Origin of the sequence: Mesorhizobium sp. WSM4904, from assembly GCF_029674545.1 — a bacterium.
Lineage (GTDB): Bacteria > Pseudomonadota > Alphaproteobacteria > Rhizobiales > Rhizobiaceae > Mesorhizobium.
Genome location: NZ_CP121354.1, coordinates 5,812,731 through 5,833,688, shown reverse-complemented (window position 1 = coordinate 5,833,688; position 20,958 = coordinate 5,812,731). Strand labels below are relative to the sequence as shown.

Genomic DNA, 20,958 nt, shown 5'->3' with positions numbered 1-20,958 from the left:
TCGCGCCTCGGCGTTCTAGGCTCTGCGGGGCGGCGCGAATGAAATTTTCGCGCCTTCGCCTCCTCGGTTTCAAGTCCTTCGTCGAGCCCGGCGAGTTCGTCATCGAACGCGGGCTGACCGGCATCGTCGGGCCGAACGGCTGCGGCAAGTCGAACCTTGTCGAGGCGCTGCGCTGGGTGATGGGCGAAAGCTCCTACAAGAACATGCGCGCGTCCGGCATGGACGACGTGATCTTTTCCGGCTCCGGCGCACGGCCAGCGCGCAACACCGCCGAAGTCACGCTTTTCCTCGACAACAGCGACCGTACCGCGCCCGCCGCCTTCAACGATGCCGACGAACTGCAGGTGTCGCGCCGCATCGAGCGCGAGGCCGGCTCGCTCTACCGCATCAACGGCAAGGAAGCCCGCGCCAAGGACGTGCAGCTGCTCTTCGCCGACCAGTCGACCGGCGCGCGCTCGCCCTCCATGGTCGGGCAGGGCCGCATCGGCGAACTGATCCAGGCCAAGCCCCAGGCCCGCCGCGCCCTTCTCGAAGAGGCTGCCGGCATTTCCGGCCTGCACACGCGCCGGCACGAGGCCGAGCTCAGACTGAAGGCAGCCGAGCAGAACCTCGAACGGCTGGACGACGTCGTCGGCGAGCTGGAAAGCCAGATCGAAAGCCTGAAGCGCCAGGCGCGGCAGGCTTCCCGCTTCAAGAACCTGTCGGCCGATATCCGCAAGGCCGAGGCGACGCTCTTGCATCTGCGCTGGACGCTGGCCAAGACCCAGGAAGGCGAGGCGCGTTCGGCCCTTGCCGTAGCCACCACGCTGGTCGGCGATCGCGCCGCCGCCCAGATGGCGGCTGCCAGGGAGCAGGGCATCGCCGCACACCGGCTGCCCGACCTGCGCGACGCCGAAGCCGCCGCGGCGGCCGCCTTCCAGCGCCTGTCGATCGCCAAGACGCAGATCGAGGAGGAAGCCGGCCGCATCCGCTCGCGCCAGGCGGAGCTCGAACGCCGGCTGCAGCAGCTCGACGCCGACATCGCCCGCGAGGAGCGGATGGTGCGCGACAACGCCGACATCCTGGAGCGTCTGCGCACCGAGGAAGCCGAGCTCAATTCGGAAAATGCGGGCGCCGCCGAGCGCGAGGCCACGACGCGCGCCGCCTTCGAGCAGGCCGGCGCGACGCTGTCGCAAAGCGAAGCGAGGCTTGCCGCGCTGACCGCCGAGCGTGCCGAGGCCGCCGCCTCGCGCCATCAGATCGAGCGCACGCTGCGCGAGACCGCCGAGCGCCGCGACCGCTTCGCTCGCCAGCTCGCCGAGGTCGACCGCGAGCTTTCCGACATCGTCGCGCGCATTTCCGGCCTGCCCGATCCGGCCGAGAAGCGGCTGCTGGTCGAGGATGCGCTCGCCCGTCTCGAAGAGAGCGAGCAAGGCGCCATCGCCGCCGAGCAGGCGGTCGCCGAGGCCCGCGCCGCCGAAAGCGCCGCGCGGCCGCCGTTGCAGGATGCCAAGGCGGAATTGCAGCGCATCGAGACGGAAGCGCGCACGCTGGCCAAGATCCTCAACGCCGCGAGCGGCGACCTCTTCCCTTCGGTGCTGGAGCAGATCAGCGTCGAGCGCGGCTACGAGACGGCATTGGGCGCCGCGCTCGGCGAGGACCTCGACGTGCCGCTCGACCGCAGCGCCCCGGTGCACTGGGGCGAGAGCGCGATCCAGCCCGCCGATGCGGCATTGCCGGAGGGCGTGAAGAGCCTGGCGAGTGTGGTGCGCGCGCCGGCGCAGCTTGCCCGCCGCCTGGCGCAGATCGGCATCGTCGATGCCGCCGACGGCCGCCGTTTCCAGGCGCTGCTCGCGCCCGGCCAGCGGCTGGTCAGCCGTGACGGCGCGCTCTGGCGTTGGGACGGATTGACGGCCAGCGCCGACGCCCCGACCGCCGCCGCGCAGCGACTGGCGCAGAAAAACCGCCTGGCCGAGCTCGATGCCGAGGCAGTGCAGGCGACCCGCGTCGTGCGCGAGGCCGAAGAGGCGCTGGCGCGCGCCGAGCAGGCGATGCGCCAGACAAGCGAGGCCGAGCGCAACGCGCGCCAGGCCGGCCGTGACGCACAGCACGGATTGGATGCCGCCCGCAACGCGCTGGCCGGGGCCGAGAAGGCCGGCGGCGAGCTGGCAAGCCGCCGCGCCGCACTCGACGAGGCGCGCGCGCGCATCGTCGACAGCCATGAGGAAACGCAAGCCGCTTTCCTCGAAGCCGAGGAGATGCTGAAGGACGCGCCCGACCTCGGCGACCTGCAGCTGCAGCTCGAACAGGCTTCCGCTAATGTCGCGCGCGACCGTGCCACGCTCGCCGACGCGCGCGCCGTGCATGAAGGGTTGCGGCGCGAGGCCGAAGCGCGCATGCGCCGGCTCGACGCCATCGGGCTCGAGCGCAAGAACTGGCTGGAGCGGGCCGAAAACGCCTCGACGCAGATCGCCGCTCTCGGCGAGCGCAAGGCGGAAGCCGAGGCCGAGCGCGAGAGGCTGGCCGACGCTCCGGACGAGATCGACGCCAAGCGCCGCGCGCTCTTGACGCAGCTTTCCGAAGCCGAGGCGCTGCGCCAGGCGGCCGGCGACCGCCTGCAGGAGGCGGAGACCAAGCAGGCCGAGCTCGACAAGGCGGCGACCGCCGCCATCCAGTCGCTTGCCGAGGCGCGCGAGACCCGCGTCCGCGCCGAGGAGCGGCTGACCGCGGCCGACGAGCGGCGCGCCGAGGTCGAGGCGCGCATCCAGGAAGCGCTGAACACGCCGCCGCATCTCGTCATCAAGCATACCGGGCTCGAGGCCGACGATCCGATGCCCGACATGGCCGAGGTCGAGCGCCAGCTCGACCGGCTGAAGATCGAGCGCGAGCGGCTCGGCGCCGTCAATCTGCGCGCCGAGGAAGAGCAGAGGGAGCTGTCCGAGCGTCTGGAAACCATCGTTTCCGAGCGCGAGGACATCATCGAGGCCATCCGCAAGCTGCGCCAGGCGATCCAGAACCTCAACCGCGAGGGCCGCGAGCGGCTGCTTTCGGCCTTCGAGGTCGTCAACGGCCATTTCCAGCGGCTGTTCTCGCATCTGTTCGGCGGCGGCACCGCCGAACTGCAGCTGATCGAATCGGAAGATCCGCTGGAGGCGGGGCTCGAAATCCTCGCCCGCCCGCCCGGCAAGAAGCCGCAGACCATGACGCTGCTTTCCGGCGGCGAGCAGGCGCTGACGGCGATGTCGCTGATCTTTGCAGTGTTCCTCACCAATCCTGCGCCGATCTGCGTGCTCGACGAGGTCGACGCGCCGCTCGACGACCACAATGTCGAGCGCTTCTGCAATCTGATGGAAGAGATGGCGAAGACCACTGAGACGCGCTTCGTCATCATCACCCACAACCCGATCACCATGGCGCGCATGGACCGGCTGTTCGGCGTCACCATGGCCGAGCAGGGCGTCAGCCAGCTGGTTTCGGTCGACCTGCAGGCGGCCGAAGCGATGCGCGAGGCGAGCTGAGGCAGCTGGCCGCCCGTATCGACCAAACTACTTTTCCGGCGCGGTCGCCGGCGCGGTGTAGCGACGGCGCACCGCCTCAAGCACCAGCTTGCGGCTCTCCTCGGGCGACAGACGCTTGTCCTTCTCGGCCTCGGCCGTCTCGCGCGCCAGGTCCTTGTCCCTGATTTGTTGGCGGAACCATTTGGAGTAGTCGCCTGCGCGCAGGTGGTATTCCCAGGTCTCGTCGTCGATGCCTTCCGCCATTTGGGCGAAGATGATCAGATTGTGGGCTCTGAGATTCATCGCCTTTTTCGGCCCGGTGAAATAGAAGCTGCCCGCCTCGTCGAGCTCGCCTTCGGCATATTTGCGGCTGTGCCGCTTCAGCGATTGGTCGGGTTCGATCGGCTTGACGGTGAAGGGCTTCTTGTCGTCCCGCGGCCGCCACAGCAGCACCCGATCGCCCTTGGGTGTGGGGATGCTCCTGGGCACCTCCAGCCCGGCCTCTTTGCAGAAGGTCTTGATGACGCCCTTCGCCTTCGGACCGAGCGCGATGACTACCGTCACCAGCCGCAGGACACCCGTCGAGATCGCCTCCGGATGCACGGTGATCAGCACCGTGCCGGGCAGCTCCAGCGAAAGCACTGCGCGCGTATCCTCACGCTTCTTCGGCAAGAGGTGATGCGCCTCGTCGATGATCAGCCAGTTCGGCCTTGCCGTGCGATAGCGGACGTTGCCGAGGCCGGGCAGCAATTCGGCAAAGAAATCGGGCCGCTCGTCGACCTGCAGCGCTAGCCCGTTGACCACGATATTGGTGCCCGGCTTGTCGATCAGCTCCAGCAATTGGTCCTTGCTCGGCGGGCTTGAAGCATCGCCGAGAGGCACCGCGCCCTGCAGTCCGTCATAGTCGCCTTCCGGATCGAAGATGCAGAATTGCAGACCTTTTTCGACAAGCCGCTCGGTCAGCGCCGTGGCCAATGTGGATTTTCCGATGCCGGAGCTTCCGGCGATCAGAACCGTCGCGACGGGCGACAGATAAACCTTCTTGCCGTGGGCGGTTCCCAAAAGGATGCCGCGCGAGCGTTTGCGCACGATCAGATGGTCGAGCTTGATCAGCTTGCGGATCAGGTCCTCGACGCCCTTGCCGCGCGCGCCTTTCGTGACGAGGTCGGCTGTCTCCTTCACCGACGGCAAGGCATTGGCGACTGCCACGCTCAAGCCCGCCGCCCTGAGGAAGGCGTGGTCGTTTTCGGCGTCGCCGACAGCCACCACATTGTTCGGCGACAGCCTGAGATCGGCTAGCGCCGCCGCGAGCCCGGTCGCCTTGTTGATGCCCGAGGGCAGGATCATCACCGCGCCCTTGTTGAAGATGATTTCCAGCTCCAGCCCGAGCTTCTTGATGACGTCGAGCACAGTGGCCTGGTGCGGTTCCCAGGTGGCGACGATCGAGCGGCCGACCGAGAGCGGCTTGACGCCGCGTTTCTTCAGCCTGTTGACCAGGTCGGTGGAAGGGGAGGGAGAAATGGTGCGCTCTTCTTCGCTCGCCGGCGTGTAGATCAGCGCGCCATTTTCGGCGACGACCTTGTCGAACAGGCCGATCTCGCGAAACGATTCCTTCAGATCGGACAGTTCGCGGCCGGTGACCAGGATGAGCTTACGGCCGGACCGCTTCAGCTTTTCCAGCGCCGAGAGCGTGCTTGCGGCAACCAGGCCGTTATGCGCCAGCGTGCCATCGTAATCGGTGGCCAATGCCATGAAATACATCGGGTGATCCTCTCCGCTGGCGGTTCGCTCGGTCCTCTCGAACGAACAACGTCTGTCGGCGGAAAAGGTTTAGCCCGGCGTCTTGCCTCGCAACGATCGGGGCGTTTGGCCGAGCTCACGACGCATCCAGCGCGCCATGCGTGACCGATGCGGGAAACCCGTGGCAAGGCCCTTCCACCATTGCTCGCTAGCAGGCCTTTCCTGCTCGACGGAACCCGGTCAGGTCGGCCGCGTTCGATCTGGAGCGTCGCTCGAAATCGTCGAGGCTGCTTCCGCGGAAGCGCTCAGCCGAGTGAGAGGCCCATCCGATGTATGTTTTCCTGGAAGTCCTGACCGTCATCCTGGTGGCAAGCGCGATGGCCATGGCGCTCGCCCATGCGCTGGAGTTGCCGGGCAAATTGCGGCTTGGCAGAGAGGAGTATTTTGTCGTCCAACGCATCTACTATCCGGGCTTTACGGTCGGAGGCGGCATCGCCGAAATCGGCGGGATCATTGCGACGTTTGCGTTGATGCTGACCTCGGGCGGCCCTGTCCATTTCCGGCTGATCGCCGGCGCGTTGGCTGCGCTCCTCATCATGCAGCTTGTTTTCTGGGTCATGACCCAGCCGGTCAACAAACACTGGCTGCAAGAGGTGGAATTGAGCTCTCCGGCTAAGCGCTTCTTCGCAACCGAGGGCAATGACGGAACCCCGCTCCCGTCAGCGGAAGAGTGGACGGCGCTTCGTAACCGCTGGGAACTCTCGCATGTTCTCCGCGCGGTGTTGGCGATGCTGAGCCTGATCCTGCTGACCATGGCAATCGCCATCCGCAGTGCCTGATGTCCGGCAGGCTTTCCGATCTACCCAAAGGAGGCTTCAAGAGAGGGGGTGGCCGATCGTCTCGTTGAGATTGGCCTTCGTTTGGCAGCGCCGGCAATCATAAGTTTCGGTCCTTGCCCACACGGCCGGATATCGTGGCGTCGACCCCTGCCGGCCGCAGCACATTCCGCGAGTTGTTTGCGCTTCGACAAATAAGCCGGCCCGGACCGCGATAAATCTTTGAGCCGGGCGCGCCGGCCCGGAGTCACTTTGTGGCAGCAGTCGGGAATTTGTTGAACATGTCTGAAACCGAAGTCGTATCCCAGCCCCAACTGGACGTGCGCGCCATCCCGCCTGTGGAGCGCCACCCTCGGATCTTCGGGATTGTCCAGGCACTAGCCGAGGGCCAATCCTTCGTCATTGTGAACGATCACGATCCGCGACCTTTACGCTATCAGATGGAAGCCAGGTATCCTGGCCTGTTCGATTGGGAATACCTGCAGCAAGGGCCGGACATTTGGCGCGTTGAGATCAAGAGATTGCAGTCCGGCTGCGATTGTTGCTGCGGCGGCTGATGATCGAGATCAATGCTCGACGGCACGACCTGCTGGTATGAGCCGCCACTTAGAGCAATTCCAGGAAAAGTGTGAACGGTTTTCCGTCCGGAATTGCGTAAAAACAAATAGTTAGAGCAGGCCATCTAGACATCGGATGCGAGAGCATTCCTCGCCATGAGAATTTCTTTGGAAGTCAACGGTCAGGCGGTCGAGGCAGAGGCTTCGGCCGTCTCGCGGCTGAGCAGGTTTCTTCGCGATGTCCTTGGCCTGACAGGTGTCAAGGAAGGCTGTTGCGAAGGGGAGTGCGGATCCTGCACCGTGCTGCTGGATGGGAAGCCGGTCAACTCCTGCCTGATGCTGACGTTCCAGGCCGCGGGGCACAAAATTATCACCGTCGAGGGACTCGGCGAAAGCAGCGGCCTGCAAGATGCGTTCCTGCAATTGGGCGCGGTGCAATGCGGTTATTGCACGCCGGGCATCTTGATGGCTGCCGAGGGTCTCTTGCGCGCCAGCCCCAACCCGCTCGAAGTCGAAATCCGCCACGCGCTGGCGGGCAATGTCTGCCGCTGCACGGGCTTCGAGATCATCATTCAAGCTGTTGCCGCCCATGCTGCCGCTCGTGAGGTGGCTCGTTGATGGGCGAGCTGTCAGTGGCCACGCCGATCGACACGATGGAGTTGCGGACGTTGTTGTCCGCGGCGGCGGGACCGGTAAATTTCATCGGCGGCGGGACGGACATGTTGATCGCGGGCCGTACGATGCCAACCGGCGGCCTGCTCATTGATCTCTCACGCATGGCAGGCATGGCCTTCATCTCCGCCGACGACGGCGGTATCCGCATCGGAGGCGCCACGACTGTCGCCGCGATTGCCGCCCATCGTGGGCTCGCAATGCGGCTGCCTGCCCTTGCCGAGGCCGCCGCGCAATGCGGGTCCGTTCAGATCCGCAACCGGGCCACCATCGGCGGCAACATCGCAAATGCCGCCCCGGCCGCCGATCTTGTGCCCGTGCTGGTCGCAGCAAAAGCCCGCCTGGGATGCATCGGCCGTGATGGCGCGTCGCGCGAGCTCGCAATTTGCGATTATGCACCTGACCGCGGATACCTGATCGCGGAAGTGATACTGCCGGGCGACGGCCTCCTTCCATGCAGTGCTTTTGTCAAACTCGGACCCCGGCGGGCCTTGAGCATCTCGCGTCTCAACATCGCGCTGCTGGCCGAGTTTCAGGATGGTCGTTTTGGCGATGTGCGAATCGCCGCCGGAGCGCTGGGTCCTCGACCGCTGCGCCTACCTCTCGCCGAAGCGGCACTCGCCGGCAGCAAACTGGAACATGCCGCGCTGCGCGCGTTTCTTTCGGCTTTGGCCGGCGAGGTCGATGCGGCGATCCCGGGTCGCAATTCGCAAGCCTACAAGCGTCGCGCGATCGCGGGGCTGGGGCTCGACCTGGTCGCGCAAGCGCTGGGGCTGAACCCGCGCGGGCAGCTTTTCGAGGACGCAGCCGAATGAACCAGCTATCCCGCCGCGTGCCGCTGGTTGACGGCGTCGCGAAAGTCACGGGCGCTTTGCGCTTCACCGCCGACCTCGATATCGAAAACCTGCTGCACGGCGCGCTCGTGCTGAGCACGCGTGCCCATGCTCGAGTCTCTCGCGTCGACACCACGGCCGCGCTGGCGGTCGAAGGGGTGCATGAGGTGTTTTGGCATGGCAACACGCCGGCTCATTTCTATAACAGCTCGATATGGTTTTCCGGGCAGAAGGCGCTGGCGGACGAGCAGATGTTTCCGCAAATCGTTCGCCACGTGGGCGATCGAGTGGCGGCGGTCGTTGCGGATACGGAAGAAACCGCGCGCCATGCCGCGCGGCTGATCGAGGTCGACTATGTGGACCTTCCTGCCATCTTCGATCCCGAAGTCGCGCTCGGTCACGCCGGACTGCCGTTGCGCGAGGACGATACCCCGACGTTCTTGAATCCCGTAGCCGGTGAGACTTTCGTGCACGGCGATCCGGAGGCTGGCTTCGCCGCCGCGGATCTGATCGTCGAAACCCGCGTCACGACCCCGCGCAGTCATCATTGTGCGGTGGAGACCCATGCCTGTATCGCCAGGCCCGAGCCGGACGGTCGCATCCTGATCCTGTCGCCGTGCCAGAGCGTCTTTGCCGTTCAGGCGGTCGTCGGCCAGGCGCTCGGCCTGCCTTCCGAGAAGATAAGGGTGCAAAAAACCCCGATAGGCGGCTCGTTCGGAGGAAAGGCGGAGCCGATCCTCGACCCTCTGTGCGCTTTCTTCGCCCTGAAGCTCGGCCGGCCGGTCATCATTCGCTACGACCGGAATGAGACATTCACCGCAACCCGTACGCGTTCCAGCGTCACGGGGCGGATGCGGATCGCATTCAGGTCCGACGGCCGCATGCTGGCGCGCGAAACCGAGACGCTCGTCGACATTGGCGCCTACTGCACCGGCGGCAACTATCTGCCCGGTTCGATGCTTCAGCGGCTGGTGCGGCTCTATGACGTTCCGGCGGAGCGTTATAGCGGCCGCGCCGTCTATACGAACACCGTGCCGGCAGGCGCTTTCCGCGGCTATGGCTCGCCGCAAATTCACACGATAGCGGAAATCTCGCTGGATATAGCAGCCCGCCGGATGGGAATGGATCCGGTGGCCTTGCGCCAGAGAAACCTCGTCGGCCCTGGCGCGATTGAACCTTGGCAGGGGCTCGACCTTGGCAACGCCCGCGCAAGAGAGTGTTTGGCGCGTGGCGCCGAGGCGTTCGGCTGGGCCGGGCGCCGCCAGAAGGGCGTTGAGCGGGGGCGGTGGCGCCGGGGAGTCGGGGTCGCCTCGGCTACTCACATCAATGGCTGCTATCCCGGGTTCCATGAAGAAACCACGGCCTCGTTGAGGCTGTTGCCGGACGGGCGGGCCGAGCTCGTCTGCGCGCTGCACGATCTCGGTTGCGGGGCCGACACCACGCTGGCGCAGATCGCGGCCGAGACGCTGGGGTTAAGGACGCGCGACATCGTCATCGCTCCCGCCGATACCGACACCTGTCCCTACGACCTCGGCACACGGGCCAGCCGCATGACCTATATCTGCGGGGAAGCCATCCGTCGCGCCGGCGTCGGCCTTGCAAAGTCGATCCGCGCAGCCGCCGGTTTGGAACTGAACATGCCGGCCGATGATTTGCGCCTGGAAGCCTGCACGGTACTTTGTCGGGATGACGCCGGCATCGCGCTCGCGGACCTCGCTGCCCGCTTGGTCAGCCGCGGGATCGGACTGCCGGCGGCGACCGAAACCTATCGCGCCCAGGCCAATCCAGGCTCGTATGCGGCGCATTTCGCGGAGGTCGAGGTCGACAGGCTCACCGGTCGCGTGAAGGTGACCGACTATCTCGCCGTTCATGACGTCGGGCGGGCGATCAACCCGATGCTGGTGGAGGGCCAGATCCACGGGGGGATCCAGATCGGCATCGGCTACGCGCTGTATGAGGACGTTGCAATCGATCGCGCCACGGGCCGGATGCGCGGTGACAGTTTCAGCCGCTACACGCTGGCCAATGCGCCCGAGATGCCGCCGATACGCGTGCTGCTCGTCGAAGAGGGTGAGCCCACCGGCCCATTCGGCGCCAAGGCCGTTGGGGAGATTGCGACGATTCCGGTGGCGGCGGCGGTGGTCAACGCCGTCAACAGCGCTTTGGGCACTGAGCTCACGGAACTGCCGCTTTCGCCCGAGCGCGTCCTTGCGGCGATAGACTGAGAAAGCAAGCGACTGCGCCGGCTTGCTCGGCGGATCATGCATGTCGCCCAGAAGTGTGCAGCGGTTCTGGGACAACGACATGCATCAAACAAGGCTTAAAGCGCGTCGCCTGAATCCGTTTCAGCGCGACGCGCTTTAAGAGGAATTGACCACGATCGAGCCCGCGCCGATGAGCTCGAGGCAGTAAGGCACGGCGGGGAAGACAGCGCTGAGGCACACGTCGATGGAAGACGGTTTTCCGGGCAGGTTTATGATCAGCGATCGGCCGCGCACCCCGGCAGTCTGACGGGAGAGGATGGCCGTTCGCACCTGCTGCAAGCTCGCTTGCCGCATGAGTTCGCCGAAACCGGGCAACTCCTTGGTGATGACCTGCCGCATGGCTTCCGGAGTGAGGTCCCTCGGGGAGGGGCCGGTTCCGCCCGTCGTAAGGATCAGGTCGGCGCCCGCCTGGTCGCAAAGCTCGATGAGCACGTCACGGACGCTCTCCAGGCCGTCGGGAACGATGCGACGGACAAAACCACACGGCTCCGCCAGGACACTACTGAGCCAGCGCTCGATCGCCGGTCCGCCAAGATCCTCATACTCGCCGCGGCTCGCGCGATCGGAAATGGTCACGATTGCAATCTGGGTCATTTCCGTCAGACCGGGGCGGTTACCTGCCATCCGGGCTTGGCGTGGACGTAGCCGTCGACCAGCGTGCCGGGCAGATCGAGGCACGACAGGGCGAAGCGGGCATCTTCGGGTTCCTCTTTGGCGTCGGCAAGTCGTCTGTAGATCCTCGCCACCTCGACCATGTCGCATGTCTGGGGGGACAAACGGAGGCGTCTGACGCCCTTTGCGGCGAGTGCGTCAGGCGCGGGGCAGAAGGCCTGAACCTGGTTGGAAAGGGTCTGCACGCCGTTGACCGCAAGAAACTGCTGGTCGTCGAGCGTATCGACCGAGAGACCGTCGGGATCCTTTTCGCATGTGAACTGGCACGAATCCTTGTGAAGGCCATGGATCCGCGCATGATAACACCGTCCGGAGAGGGCGAGCGGCAGCCGACCGAAAGCGAAAATCTCGAACTCAGCCTCCGGACACTTCACGGACATGGCGCCGATCGCGGCAAACGACAATTCCACGGGCGGGCAGATCGTTTGCGCGCCGAGTTGGATCAGGAACTTTGCCGAAGCCTCGTTGTAAACATTCACAAACGGACCCGCGACGAAGGATTTGCCGGAACGTGACGGCAGGCCGGAGACATCGTTGATCTCCACCATCCTCTCGTCCCCGCAAAGATCCCCGACGCTTCTGCGTTCCCGAACGGTCGCCGGCGCCGCCAGCGTGGACAGCACCACCTGTTTGCCGCCGCGTTCCAGCCTTTCGATGACCGCCGGCCAGACGGGGTCCGAAAACGGCATGCGTTTTCCGCAGACGACTTCACCGACGTGAACCCGGTCGAGCGGGGCCTCGTCCGCTATCCTGCGGTAAAAATCGAGGAGACGGTCGGGAGACCAGTGGAAGAAGACCGGTCCAAGCGTCAGTGCGATTTCGGACACCGGCTATCTCCATTTCTTCTCGTAAGCGCCGGACGTCTGCCGAGCCCCTTCCGACTGGCCGGCGAGAAGCCGGTCGATGTCAACGGCCTCGCCGCCCTTTTCGACCGCATCGACGGCTTTCCTGAAGGCGCGCACGACCTCGCTTACATAGCCCTTGCCGCGCTGGCGTCCCTCGATTTTCAACGCAGTCACCCCGGCGGCCTTCAGGCCCGAAATCATCCCGCCGGCATTCAGGCTGACGGGATCCTCAAACAGATGAGAGGTCTTGCCGCCGGCTTTGAATCTGCCCTTGCACAGGGTGGGATATCCCACCGGCTGGCCGCGCCCATACCGGTCGATCGTGAAGCCCGACAGCCGTGCCGCCGTGCCGCTCGGCTCTTCGTCGTAGCTCACCATTTCGGGTGGCGAGCAGACGCCGTTGAGATTGGGCGATTTCCCCGTCGCGTATGAAGAGAGATAGCAGCGTCCCTCGATCATCACGCAAAGGCCGCCGAAAACGAAGGCTTCGGTTTCCACGTCGATCGCACGGTTCAGCGCGGCGATCTCCTGGAGCGACAGAACCCTTGGAAGCACCACGCGCCGGATGCCGAACCGAGCCGCGTAGAATCCGATCGCTTCCGGCGTCGCCGCGGCGGCCTGCACCGACAGATGAAGGCGGATTTGCTTGTGGTTCCTTGCCACATGGTCGAGCACGGCGAAGTCCGCGGCTATGATGGCATCCGCGCCGCTTTCCGCCGCCATGTCCGCTGCCTTCTTCCAGATATCGACATCGTCGACGCGCGCGAATGTATTGATCGCGACCAGAACCTTGCTGCCGTGGTCGTGGGCGAAGCGCACGCCCTCGGCGAGTTCGTCCCGGGAGAAGTTGAGCCCGGGGAAATTACGGGCGTTGGTTTCATCGCGAAATCCGCAATAGACCGCGTCCGCTCCCGCCTGGACGGCTGCCCTCAGCGTCGCCGGAGTTCCCGCCGGACAGACAAGTTCCATGCGTGTCGTGGTCATGCTTTCCGCGCCTCGCTTGGGCTGTTGTCGGCCAATCGCCGTGCGGCGCCCAGGGCGCCGAGGACACCCGTATCGACACAACGAGCCAGGATGCCGTGCAGTCCGAGCAGGTCCGACGGACGAAGCTCGGCATCCTCTATCGTGTTCCTCAAGGCGAGCACCGCTTCCGTGCGCCCACTTATCGAGATGATGCGGCTGAAGAACATCGCATCGCCGTCAAGCGTGCCGTCAAGCAGGCTCAACAGGGTCAAAAGCGGTCCCCTGATCAGCACGTCCGACCCGGCGGCCCCATCCTTGCTCACGACGCGGACGCTCGATCTCAGTCCGTCCGGGACCACGCGAAATGCGAATGCGAGATCCACGGGATCGATGCCGAAGCAGGCCGACCGGTATTCGCCCAGGCGCTCGAAAAGGCCGGGACGCCGCCTGGCAAGCGAGCGCAAGGACAATGTCAGCAACGGGCCGGCCGGCAGCCCTGCGACCGTCGGAAACAGGTGGCGAACAAATCCTGGCAACATTGGCTCGGCGTTTTGAGGCCGCATTTTCAAGCGCTGTCCGGTCTGCGTTCGATCATGAAGATTTTACGGCCGGCTAGGCATCGCATCTTTTGCCGAGCAGCTTCGAAAAATTATCCCTGTTGGGGCAGAAATCCCGATAGTGGCTTTCGAAATCGAAGGCCTGCATATGATCGTAACATATGCGGCGATGCGGACAGGTGATGCAGGTCCGGGACATGAAGTGGTCATGCGCGAACTCCAGCGTATGAAAGTCGTCGGGATCGATCCCGACCGAAAGCATCGCCAACGTGAGGAAATCCTGTGCTGCATAAGGCAGATGCATGGCGTCATCGAATTCGTTGGCCGACATGCCGATGTCGTTCAGCATGCCCCTGCATTCCTCTGGCCCAAGCGCCCAGAACTCCCTTCTCGCGGTCCTGCTCCGCCTACGATCCTTGAAAACGGCGATCGCGGACCGGCATGCTTCAAAAGTGTCGTTGATTAGGTTGCTGGCCATCTGAACGTCTCCCCGACACTGCCTCGATGCCGGCCTGCCCCTGAGGCGGGCGGACCGTTGGCTTTAACGTACAGCGCGCAAACAGCCCGCTCTTTGACCTAGCGCAATGTTTTCGAGCGGCCGCCGTGAGAGAACGGCGTAGCCGACGGACCGGTCGTGCCGGATTTCGCCATGCATTATCGCCTTCTTCCCCAATTCTCCGACCTCGGCTCCTTTCTTTCGTACCTGGACGCGAAGGGCCAACTGCGAGAAATCCGCGCCCCGGTGTCGACCCGGTTCGAATTGACGGAGATACACAAGAGGGTGATTGCGGAGCAGGGGCCGGCGCTGCGCATGGCCATGCCGGTGGATGACCAGGGAGGTCGTTCGCGCTTTCCGGTCGTGGCAAACATCTTTGGGACGCGGGAGCGCGTCGCGTGGGGGCTGGGCACGGACATTCGCGGACTCGAGACTCTCGGCGCCCTGCTGGCATGGATGAGGTCCCCCCAAGTTCCGCAGAACTTGCGTCAGGCCCGCCACATGTTCTCCGCTGCGCGCGGCGCGTTGGCGGCGCGCCCGAAGATCGTTTCGTCAAGGATATGGAGGGATGCGGAGCCGGATTTCGCGATCCTTCCCATCCAGACCTGCTGGCCGGAGGACGCCGGTCCTCTCATCACATGGCCGGTGGTCGTCACCCGGCCGCCGGGCGACGACGATCCCGGCAAGTACAATCTGGGCATATACCGGATGCAGGTAATCGCCCGGGACCGGGCGATCATAAGATGGCTGCCCATGCGAGGCGGTGCGGCCCACCATCGCATGTGGCAGGCGAGGGGGCTCGAGATGCCCGTCGCCGTCGTCATCGGCGCGGACCCCGCGACCTTGATAGCGGCGGTGATGCCGGCGCCCGAGGGCGTATCGGAACTGTCGCTGTCTGGGATGATCAACGATCGACGGGTCGGATTGTCTCCATGCAAGAGCATAGAGCTCCATGTTCCCGCCAGTTCCGAGATCGTGCTCGAGGGCACCGTTTCACCCAACGAAACGGCGCAGGAAGGTCCCTTCGGCGACCACACCGGATACTATAACGGCGTGGAGCATTTTCCCGTCTTCAAGCTGAAGCGCATTCGCGTGAAGGACGGCGCGAATTATCTCACGACGTTCACCGGGCGCGCGCCCGACGAGCCGTCCGTCCTCGCCGAGGCGCTGCTCGACGTCTACAAGCCGCTGCTGCGACAGCAGATACCGGAAATTCTCGACGTCTGGCTGCCGCCGGAAGCCTGCTCCTACAGAATTGCGGTCATATCGATCGTCAAGAAATATGCCGGACAGGCGCGGCGCGTGATGATGGGATTCTGGTCGCTGCTGCCGCAGTTCTCGATGACCAAGATGGTCGTCGTGGTGGACGAAGACATCGACATCCGGTCGTGGTCGGACGTGATGTGGGCGGTGGCCACGCGCATGGATGTCTCGCGCGATCTGATGAAGCTGGATCGGACCCCTATCGACTCCCTCGACTTCGCGTCGCCACTGGAAGGGCTTGGAGGGAAAATCGGATTCGACGCGACGCGCAAGATCGGATCCGAGACGTCTCGCGAATGGGGGAAGGAGCTGAAGATGTCATCGCAGATCGTCGAAAGAGTTTCGGGGCGTTGGGCCGAGCTTTTTCCGCAACCAACCGGTTCGGCGCAGAAATGACCAAACGCATAATAGTAGGGGTTACCGGCGCATCTGGTTCCGTGCTGGCTCTCGAGACCATACGCCAACTGGTCAGAGGTGGGGTGGAAACCCATCTCGTCACCTCAAAGAGCGCGCGAATGACCATTGCCTACGAGATCGGCGCCGACGGACTGTCTCAGCTTACATCGCTCGCCAACCATGCTCACTCCCACCAGGACTTGGCCGCGCCCATTGCCAGCGGCTCCTTCAGGACGGACGGCATGATCGTCGTTCCATGCTCGATGCGGACCTTGGCGGCGATGGCGCACGGCCTGGGCGACAACCTTCTTACCCGGGCGGCCGACGTCGTCCTGAAGGAACGGCGCCGGCTGGTGGTTGTGCCGCGTGAAGCACCTCTGCATGAAGGGCATCTCGATGCGATGCTGAGGTTGACGCGGATGGGAGCGATCATCGCGCCGCCGGTGCCGCCATTCTATGTCAAGCCGGCTTCGATCGAGGCGATGGTCGTCGAGATGGCCGCTCGACTCGTCAACTGGGCGGGCGTGGACCCTGGCGACAAGTTGACGAGATGGGGCGAAGACAACGCCGCAACCCGTCGATCACTCTGATGGAGCGTTCAATGAGAGGAAAGGCCCGGACGAATCTTCCGGAGCAGAAGGCCGAGCCATTTGACGTGAGGCGGCTTCATCCGGCGAGGAAACAGTCGGCCGTCATGTCGATGTTCGACAGCCTCGAGCCGGGGCAGGCGTTCTCGGTGATCCTGGACTTCGATCCCCGCCGATTGAAGCGTCAGCTCGAGTCGTCCTTCGCCGGCGACTTCGTCTGGGTTTGTCTCGAGATTGGGCCACCGGAATGGCTGATCGAAATCGGGAAAAGAAAACCAGCTCAATGACCGCCCGGCTCAAGGTCTCAACTAGCGTACAATTGCGGTGAGAGCGGCAAATTGACCGAGCTGTCGCATCGAAAGCGCGCCATCCCTTGCGATCGTCGCGATGTCGTCAAAGAGAAGGGCGAAGTCGTGGTAGACACTGCTATCCCGTTCGGCCTCTCCTATCTCGTCGAGATCCTGCAAAAACAATAGAATGGCCTCGATATGCGCGCGTTGATGGCGCGCGTTGGTGAGATGCCCGCGGGCCGCCGGCCCTATCTCCAAACGGGCGAAACGGGACAACGTCTCGTCAAGCTTGGAGCGGCACCGGCAATCCAACCCCGCCTCGTCGATCAGCCCTGCCAGCCGGGCAACGGTGATCGCCATTTCCGCGGCGCTGTTTTCGGGAAGGCCGTGCTTCATCTTCTTCTTCTCCCGTCGCAGACAGGCCGCCTGGAGGCGCTGTGCAGTTGACCTGCGCCCTGAGCAGCCTGGCCGAGAAGAACGAGACCGTCCCATGCCGGGAACCAGATCGCTGAACTGCTTCAAGAACAATCCTCAAGATAGTCGATACTTCTGAAGGATGTTTGCGCTGGAGCAAACACCAAACCGATCCTCGCGCCTATTGCGCCATACTTGTCCTTCTTGCCGGTCGGGCGACGCCGCAGGAGATGTATCGCCATTCCGGAGGACGGGTCGCATGAGCGCCGACGGCAACTTCAACGCCTTCAAAACGAAGCCGGCGCATTTGCCGTTTCGGCCGTTTTTTCTCGCGGCCGCGGTCGACGCCATGTTGGGCGCCGGTGGCTGGTTGCCGTCAGTGCTGGGAACACAAGCCTTCGGCGCAACCGCGATCTCTGCCGGCGATTGGCATCGCGACTTGCTCCTGTTCGGGATGGTCCCGGCAGTACTGACTGGCTTCCTGCTGACCGCGCTGCCGCGCTGGACTGGACGTCAGGCAGTGCTGCCGCGCACGACATGCCTGCTCATTGTCTTGTGGGCCTGCGGCCGGTTAGCCTTCCTGTTGCTGCCACCGTCCTTCGGACTTGCGTGTTCGGCGATCTGGATTCTCGCGCTTTTGTTGATCGCGGCCAGAGTGGTGATCGCCGGTCGGGATCGCCGCAATCTCAAGATACTGCTTCTCCTGGCCGCCTTTTTCGGCAGCAATGTACTTGTCGCGGTATCCTGCGAGGTCGAATTTGCATTGAGACTGGCGCTCGCCTCGATCATCGGCCTCGTCATCATCATCGGAGGGCGTGTCGTGCCGGCCTTGACCGTGGCCTATATCGAGAGCGCCGGCGGCCGAATTGTCGTGCGCCGCTCCGCTTCCAGGGAGCACGCGGCAGCGCTGCTGACAATGTGTGCATTGTGTTTGTGGGTTGCGGCGCCGGAGACGCAGCTCAGCGGCCTTGCCTGCGCTCTTGCCGCCTTTAGCCAAGCGATCCGGGCCGCCCAATGGCAAGGCTGGCGCAGCCTGTCGTCGCCGACGGTGCTTGGCCTTCACATAGGCTACGGATGGATCGTTGCGGGTTTTGCATTCCTGGCGATCCATATCTTTGCGCCAGCGATGCTGGGCCAGGCGACCGCTGTTCATGCATGGACCATCGGCACTATCGGAACCATGGTCCTGGCCATTATGGCGAGCATGATCCGCAAGCATAGCCGTCTCGCCTTTGTGCCCTCGGCTCCTGCGACCGGGGCGCTCGCGGCGATGACCGCCTGCTGCCTGTCCCGCCTCCTGATCGAAGTGCTGCCCGGCTATGTCGGCCCGCTGGCAAGCTTTTCAGGAACTTTATGGATCATCTCGTTTGGCCTGTTTCTAACTGCCTATCGCGGGGCCTTGCTCGGAGTTGGCATGAAATAGGCTACCAGATCCAGAAAAGCAGGACCCACCCCGCCACGGCTGGCATCATCGCCAGCCCGACCAGGAATAGAGCGAGCATTCGTCGGACCGGTTGCCGGCTGTAGATTCCCGTCACCTGCCAGCACAGAACCCCGGACCAGAAGGTCGCCATCGTCAGGACAGCAGCGCGCAGCGGGTCGACGAACGGCAGCACGATTCCATCCGACCGCAATTGGCTGACGGTGAGGCCGGAAAGGCCGAGCAAGACTCCGGCGCCCGCCAAAGGAATGAGCGACTGGGCAAGATGGTGAAGCCTCCGCGTTCGCCAGGGGCCAAGGCAGCGCGCGGCCAAAGCCAGCGAGGAAAACGTCGACGCGCCGCTGGCGATGGCAGCCGCGAGCACATAGGCGACGAGCAACGCTCCGTCGAGAAGCGTCATCACGTCGCCAGGGTAATTCGTCAGGATCCACCACGGTGCCGTGGCTTCGAGCGGCCACGTCACCCCATATTCGATCAGCCGTTCAGCCGCCCATGTCTTCGCCTGCACGAACCACGGGCTGACCGACCATTGAAACGCGCCTGCGGCGAGACCCATTAGCCCCGTCACGATCAGGATCGTTTCCCAAGGCTTGGCGACGGCGCCTGCAACATGGACGATTTCGTGATTTGGCGAGCGGCGAGCCAGACGAACTGCCCCGCGAAAGCCGCTGCAGCGCCCGCACATGTGGCAGTCGCTGGCGCCACGCATGGTCCGGATCGGCACGAGCGGTGCGCAGTTGATCGCCTTTGGCTTGGTTCCCGAGAGCTGCGAAAGCTGCCAGAGCGGCGGCTCGACGCGGAAATGCAGCGGGGCGAGCTTTGCCAGCAGGCCGAAGACGCCGCTGACCGGACAGAGATAGCGGCACCACACGCGCTTGTTGCGCCCGTAGAGAAAGCCGATCAGCGCGGCCGCCAGGGTCGAGCCGCCGAGGATCAGGAGCGTCGGAGCGGGGTACTGGTAGACGCTCGTCATCTGGCCGTAGAGCGTCGTGCAGGCGAAGGCGGCGGTCGGCCAGCCGGGCCATGTCATCCAGCGCGGTATAGCCCTGCCGCGCCCGCGTCCGCTGGCAAATTCGCTTATCGCTCCTTCAGGGCAGAAGATGCCGCACCATATCCGACCGACCAGCGCGGTGCCCAGGAGCACGAGCGGCCACCAGACGCCCCAGAACACGAATTGCGCGAAGCGCGTGAAGTTGGACCACAGATAGGCCGCGTTGTCCGGAAGCGGCAGAAAGACAGGCACGATCAGGAGAACGGCGTACACGAGCACCATCGTCCATTGCACCATCCGGATCGTTGCCTGATGGCGTTGGAGCCAATCGCCGGCCTTCCGCCAGACGTCGTCGGATTGATCGGGTCGAACTGAAGGGGCGTGCCGAGGAACGATCGTTGTCGTCATGGACATGGTTGCGTGCGATGCGGGCGCGGTGAACGCAGCAGCCCAAGCACGGCTATCCAGTAGATCGCATAGGCCAGGATGGTTGCGAGGTCGGGACGGGCACGATAGCCCGTCATGGTCGCAACCAGGCCGCCCAGCCTGCCTGTATCGTCCAGCAGCCAGGACGTGTCCCAAACTGCCCTGGACAGCGGCGGGACCAGCTCCAACCCGATGGCGCGGTCGAGCGCGGTCATCAAAAGCGATCCCGCCAGGAACAGCAGAAGAAATTCGCTCACCTGGAAGAAAACGACCCAGGGAAAGCGTTTGGCGGCAATGTGGATCAGCCAGTAGGATATAGCGGCGAAGGCAAACCCGGCGGCGACGGCGGCCAGCGTTCCGGGAAGCGTCGTTTGCCTGGCGGATGCCAGGAGGCCGTAGAGGAATATGACGGTTTCGCTTCCTTCCCGCATCACGGCGACTGCCGCCAACAGGAACAGTCCCACCCAATTGCCGGCGATCAGGGCCCGCTCGGCGCCGTGCTCGAGATCTCGTTTGAGCCCTCTGCCTTGCCGGTGCATCCAGACCACCATCTGCAGTATGAGCAAGGCGGCGAGCGCGGCCATGCCGATCTGAAAATAGTCCGCCCGCTCTCCGTCGAGCAGACTCTCCAGGAACAGGATGATCCCGGCCAGGAGAAAGGCTCCGCCAAGTCCCGCGGCGACGCCGGTCCACAGGAAAGACCGCGCTGTCGCGGCTTTGGCGCCCGCGTGATGCGCCAGCCATCCTTGCAGGATACCGACAACCAGGATTGCTTCGGTGCTTTCCCGCCAGACCACGAAGGCGATCTGTCCGAACAGAGCAGTCATTGAACCGCCGGTTCCTTGGCGACAAGCGTGGCAGGCGGCATGCCGGGATGAAAATCGTCGAAGAAGCGATATTCGCCGGGATCGAGGCGTCGGATCACGACGAACGAAGCCGCCCCAGGCCCCAGCACCTTCTCCTTGCGCAACTCGATGCTCTCGAATTCCACGGGGTTGGATCCGCTATTGCGAAGCTCCAATCTGAACTGGGAGTTGGCTGGCACTTCGAGGGACGGCGGCGTGATCACCCCGTCCTTGAGGTCGACCACGAAGGTGGGGCTTTCGTCCGCGATCGCGGCGGTCGCCAGCAGGCAGGCTCCGACAACAATCGCCGCCAGACCGGTAGAAGCGCTATCCATCGAATTTCCTTTGCGTTTCGGGGCCGACACGAGACGAGGGATCTGTGTGATGCGGGTTC

General features: G+C 64.3%; 20 protein-coding genes. 10 read left to right on the top strand and 10 right to left on the bottom strand.

The features are described 5' to 3' along the window. Positions 1-38 precede the first annotated feature (38 nt). The gene (gene smc, locus QAZ47_RS28340) at positions 39-3,497 is read left to right on the top strand and encodes a chromosome segregation protein SMC (protein ID WP_278231568.1); all 3,459 of its coding nucleotides are present in this window, start codon (positions 39-41) and stop codon (positions 3,495-3,497) included. A 27-nt stretch (positions 3,498-3,524) separates the two neighbouring features. On the opposite strand, the gene QAZ47_RS28335 is transcribed toward smc, so the two are convergent. Beyond that, positions 3,525-5,237 (bottom strand): HAD family hydrolase, encoded by a 1,713-nt coding sequence (locus tag QAZ47_RS28335; protein ID WP_278204218.1) that lies wholly within the window; start codon positions 5,235-5,237, stop codon positions 3,525-3,527. 308 nt (positions 5,238-5,545) lie between these two features. Between QAZ47_RS28335 and QAZ47_RS28330 the strand changes: the two genes are divergently transcribed. From QAZ47_RS28330 to QAZ47_RS28310, 5 genes are all read left to right on the top strand, one after another. Continuing rightward, on the top strand, positions 5,546-6,055 hold the full coding sequence (locus QAZ47_RS28330) for an anthrone oxygenase family protein (protein ID WP_278204216.1): 510 nt from the start codon (positions 5,546-5,548) through the stop codon (positions 6,053-6,055). 278 nt (positions 6,056-6,333) lie between these two features. Beyond that, positions 6,334-6,609 (top strand): DUF2249 domain-containing protein, encoded by a 276-nt coding sequence (locus QAZ47_RS28325; RefSeq protein WP_278231567.1) that lies wholly within the window; start codon positions 6,334-6,336, stop codon positions 6,607-6,609. Positions 6,610-6,777: 168 nt separating this feature from the next. Then, positions 6,778-7,227, top strand: coding sequence for a (2Fe-2S)-binding protein (locus QAZ47_RS28320; RefSeq protein ID WP_278231566.1), 450 nt, complete (start codon positions 6,778-6,780; stop codon positions 7,225-7,227). Beyond that, positions 7,227-8,096, top strand: coding sequence for an FAD binding domain-containing protein (locus tag QAZ47_RS28315; RefSeq protein ID WP_278231565.1), 870 nt, complete (start codon positions 7,227-7,229; stop codon positions 8,094-8,096). Before QAZ47_RS28320 ends, QAZ47_RS28315 begins: the two co-directional genes overlap by 1 nt. Continuing rightward, positions 8,093-10,339, top strand: a complete 2,247-nt coding sequence (locus tag QAZ47_RS28310; RefSeq protein WP_278231564.1) for a molybdopterin cofactor-binding domain-containing protein — start codon at positions 8,093-8,095, stop codon at positions 10,337-10,339. Before QAZ47_RS28315 ends, QAZ47_RS28310 begins: the two co-directional genes overlap by 4 nt. Positions 10,340-10,474: 135 nt before the next feature. On the opposite strand, the gene mog is transcribed toward QAZ47_RS28310, so the two are convergent. The 5 genes from mog to QAZ47_RS28285 all read right to left on the bottom strand — a co-directional run bounded on the left by mog (position 10,475) and on the right by QAZ47_RS28285 (position 13,764). Beyond that, positions 10,475-10,972 (bottom strand): molybdopterin adenylyltransferase, encoded by a 498-nt coding sequence (gene mog, locus QAZ47_RS28305; RefSeq protein WP_278231563.1) that lies wholly within the window; start codon positions 10,970-10,972, stop codon positions 10,475-10,477. A gap of 5 nt (positions 10,973-10,977) precedes the next feature. Beyond that, a complete protein-coding gene (locus QAZ47_RS28300) occupies positions 10,978-11,877 on the bottom strand; it encodes a U32 family peptidase (RefSeq protein WP_278231562.1) in 900 nt (299 codons plus the stop codon). Positions 11,878-11,880: 3 nt separating this feature from the next. Then, positions 11,881-12,879 carry a peptidase U32 family protein gene (locus QAZ47_RS28295; protein ID WP_278231561.1) on the bottom strand — a complete coding sequence of 333 codons (999 nt, stop codon included), beginning with the start codon at positions 12,877-12,879 and terminating at the stop codon, positions 11,881-11,883. After that, on the bottom strand, positions 12,876-13,397 hold the full coding sequence (locus tag QAZ47_RS28290; protein WP_278231560.1) for an SCP2 sterol-binding domain-containing protein: 522 nt from the start codon (positions 13,395-13,397) through the stop codon (positions 12,876-12,878). Before QAZ47_RS28290 ends, QAZ47_RS28295 begins: the two co-directional genes overlap by 4 nt. Before the next feature lie 73 nt (positions 13,398-13,470). After that, positions 13,471-13,764, bottom strand: coding sequence for a hypothetical protein (locus QAZ47_RS28285; RefSeq protein WP_278231559.1), 294 nt, complete (start codon positions 13,762-13,764; stop codon positions 13,471-13,473). 300 nt (positions 13,765-14,064) lie between these two features. Here QAZ47_RS28285 and QAZ47_RS28280 point away from each other — a divergent pair, with 300 nt between their 5' ends. The 3 genes from QAZ47_RS28280 to QAZ47_RS28270 are packed head-to-tail and all read left to right on the top strand — an operon-like array spanning position 14,065 to position 16,444. Next, positions 14,065-15,570: a UbiD family decarboxylase gene (locus QAZ47_RS28280; RefSeq protein ID WP_278231558.1), complete on the top strand. Its 1,506-nt coding sequence runs from the start codon at positions 14,065-14,067 to the stop codon at positions 15,568-15,570. Then, positions 15,567-16,160, top strand: coding sequence for a UbiX family flavin prenyltransferase (locus QAZ47_RS28275; protein WP_278231557.1), 594 nt, complete (start codon positions 15,567-15,569; stop codon positions 16,158-16,160). The genes QAZ47_RS28280 and QAZ47_RS28275 overlap by 4 nt, the downstream gene beginning before the upstream one ends. 11 nt (positions 16,161-16,171) lie before the next feature. Beyond that, complete coding sequence (locus QAZ47_RS28270) at positions 16,172-16,444, top strand: DUF2249 domain-containing protein (RefSeq protein WP_278231556.1); 273 nt, start codon at positions 16,172-16,174, stop codon at positions 16,442-16,444. A gap of 21 nt (positions 16,445-16,465) precedes the next feature. Here QAZ47_RS28270 and QAZ47_RS28265 read toward each other — a convergent pair whose 3' ends face one another. Next, a complete protein-coding gene (locus QAZ47_RS28265) occupies positions 16,466-16,843 on the bottom strand; it encodes a hypothetical protein (protein ID WP_278204197.1) in 378 nt (125 codons plus the stop codon). Between the two features lie 277 nt (positions 16,844-17,120). Between QAZ47_RS28265 and QAZ47_RS28260 the strand changes: the two genes are divergently transcribed. Beyond that, on the top strand, positions 17,121-18,284 hold the full coding sequence (locus tag QAZ47_RS28260) for an NnrS family protein (RefSeq protein WP_278231555.1): 1,164 nt from the start codon (positions 17,121-17,123) through the stop codon (positions 18,282-18,284). A 1-nt stretch (position 18,285) separates the two neighbouring features. Here QAZ47_RS28260 and QAZ47_RS28255 read toward each other — a convergent pair whose 3' ends face one another. Genes QAZ47_RS28255 through QAZ47_RS28245 form a run of 3 tightly spaced genes read right to left on the bottom strand, consistent with a single transcriptional unit; the run spans position 18,286 to position 20,899 of the window. After that, positions 18,286-19,701 (bottom strand): 4Fe-4S binding protein, encoded by a 1,416-nt coding sequence (locus QAZ47_RS28255; RefSeq protein ID WP_278233900.1) that lies wholly within the window; start codon positions 19,699-19,701, stop codon positions 18,286-18,288. Continuing rightward, entirely contained in the window at positions 19,698-20,546 is an 849-nt protein-coding gene (locus QAZ47_RS28250) for an FTR1 family protein (protein WP_278231554.1), read from the bottom strand. Before QAZ47_RS28250 ends, QAZ47_RS28255 begins: the two co-directional genes overlap by 4 nt. Then, on the bottom strand, positions 20,543-20,899 hold the full coding sequence (locus QAZ47_RS28245) for a cupredoxin domain-containing protein (RefSeq protein ID WP_278233899.1): 357 nt from the start codon (positions 20,897-20,899) through the stop codon (positions 20,543-20,545). The genes QAZ47_RS28250 and QAZ47_RS28245 overlap by 4 nt, the downstream gene beginning before the upstream one ends. Between the last annotated feature and the right edge of the window lie 59 nt (positions 20,900-20,958).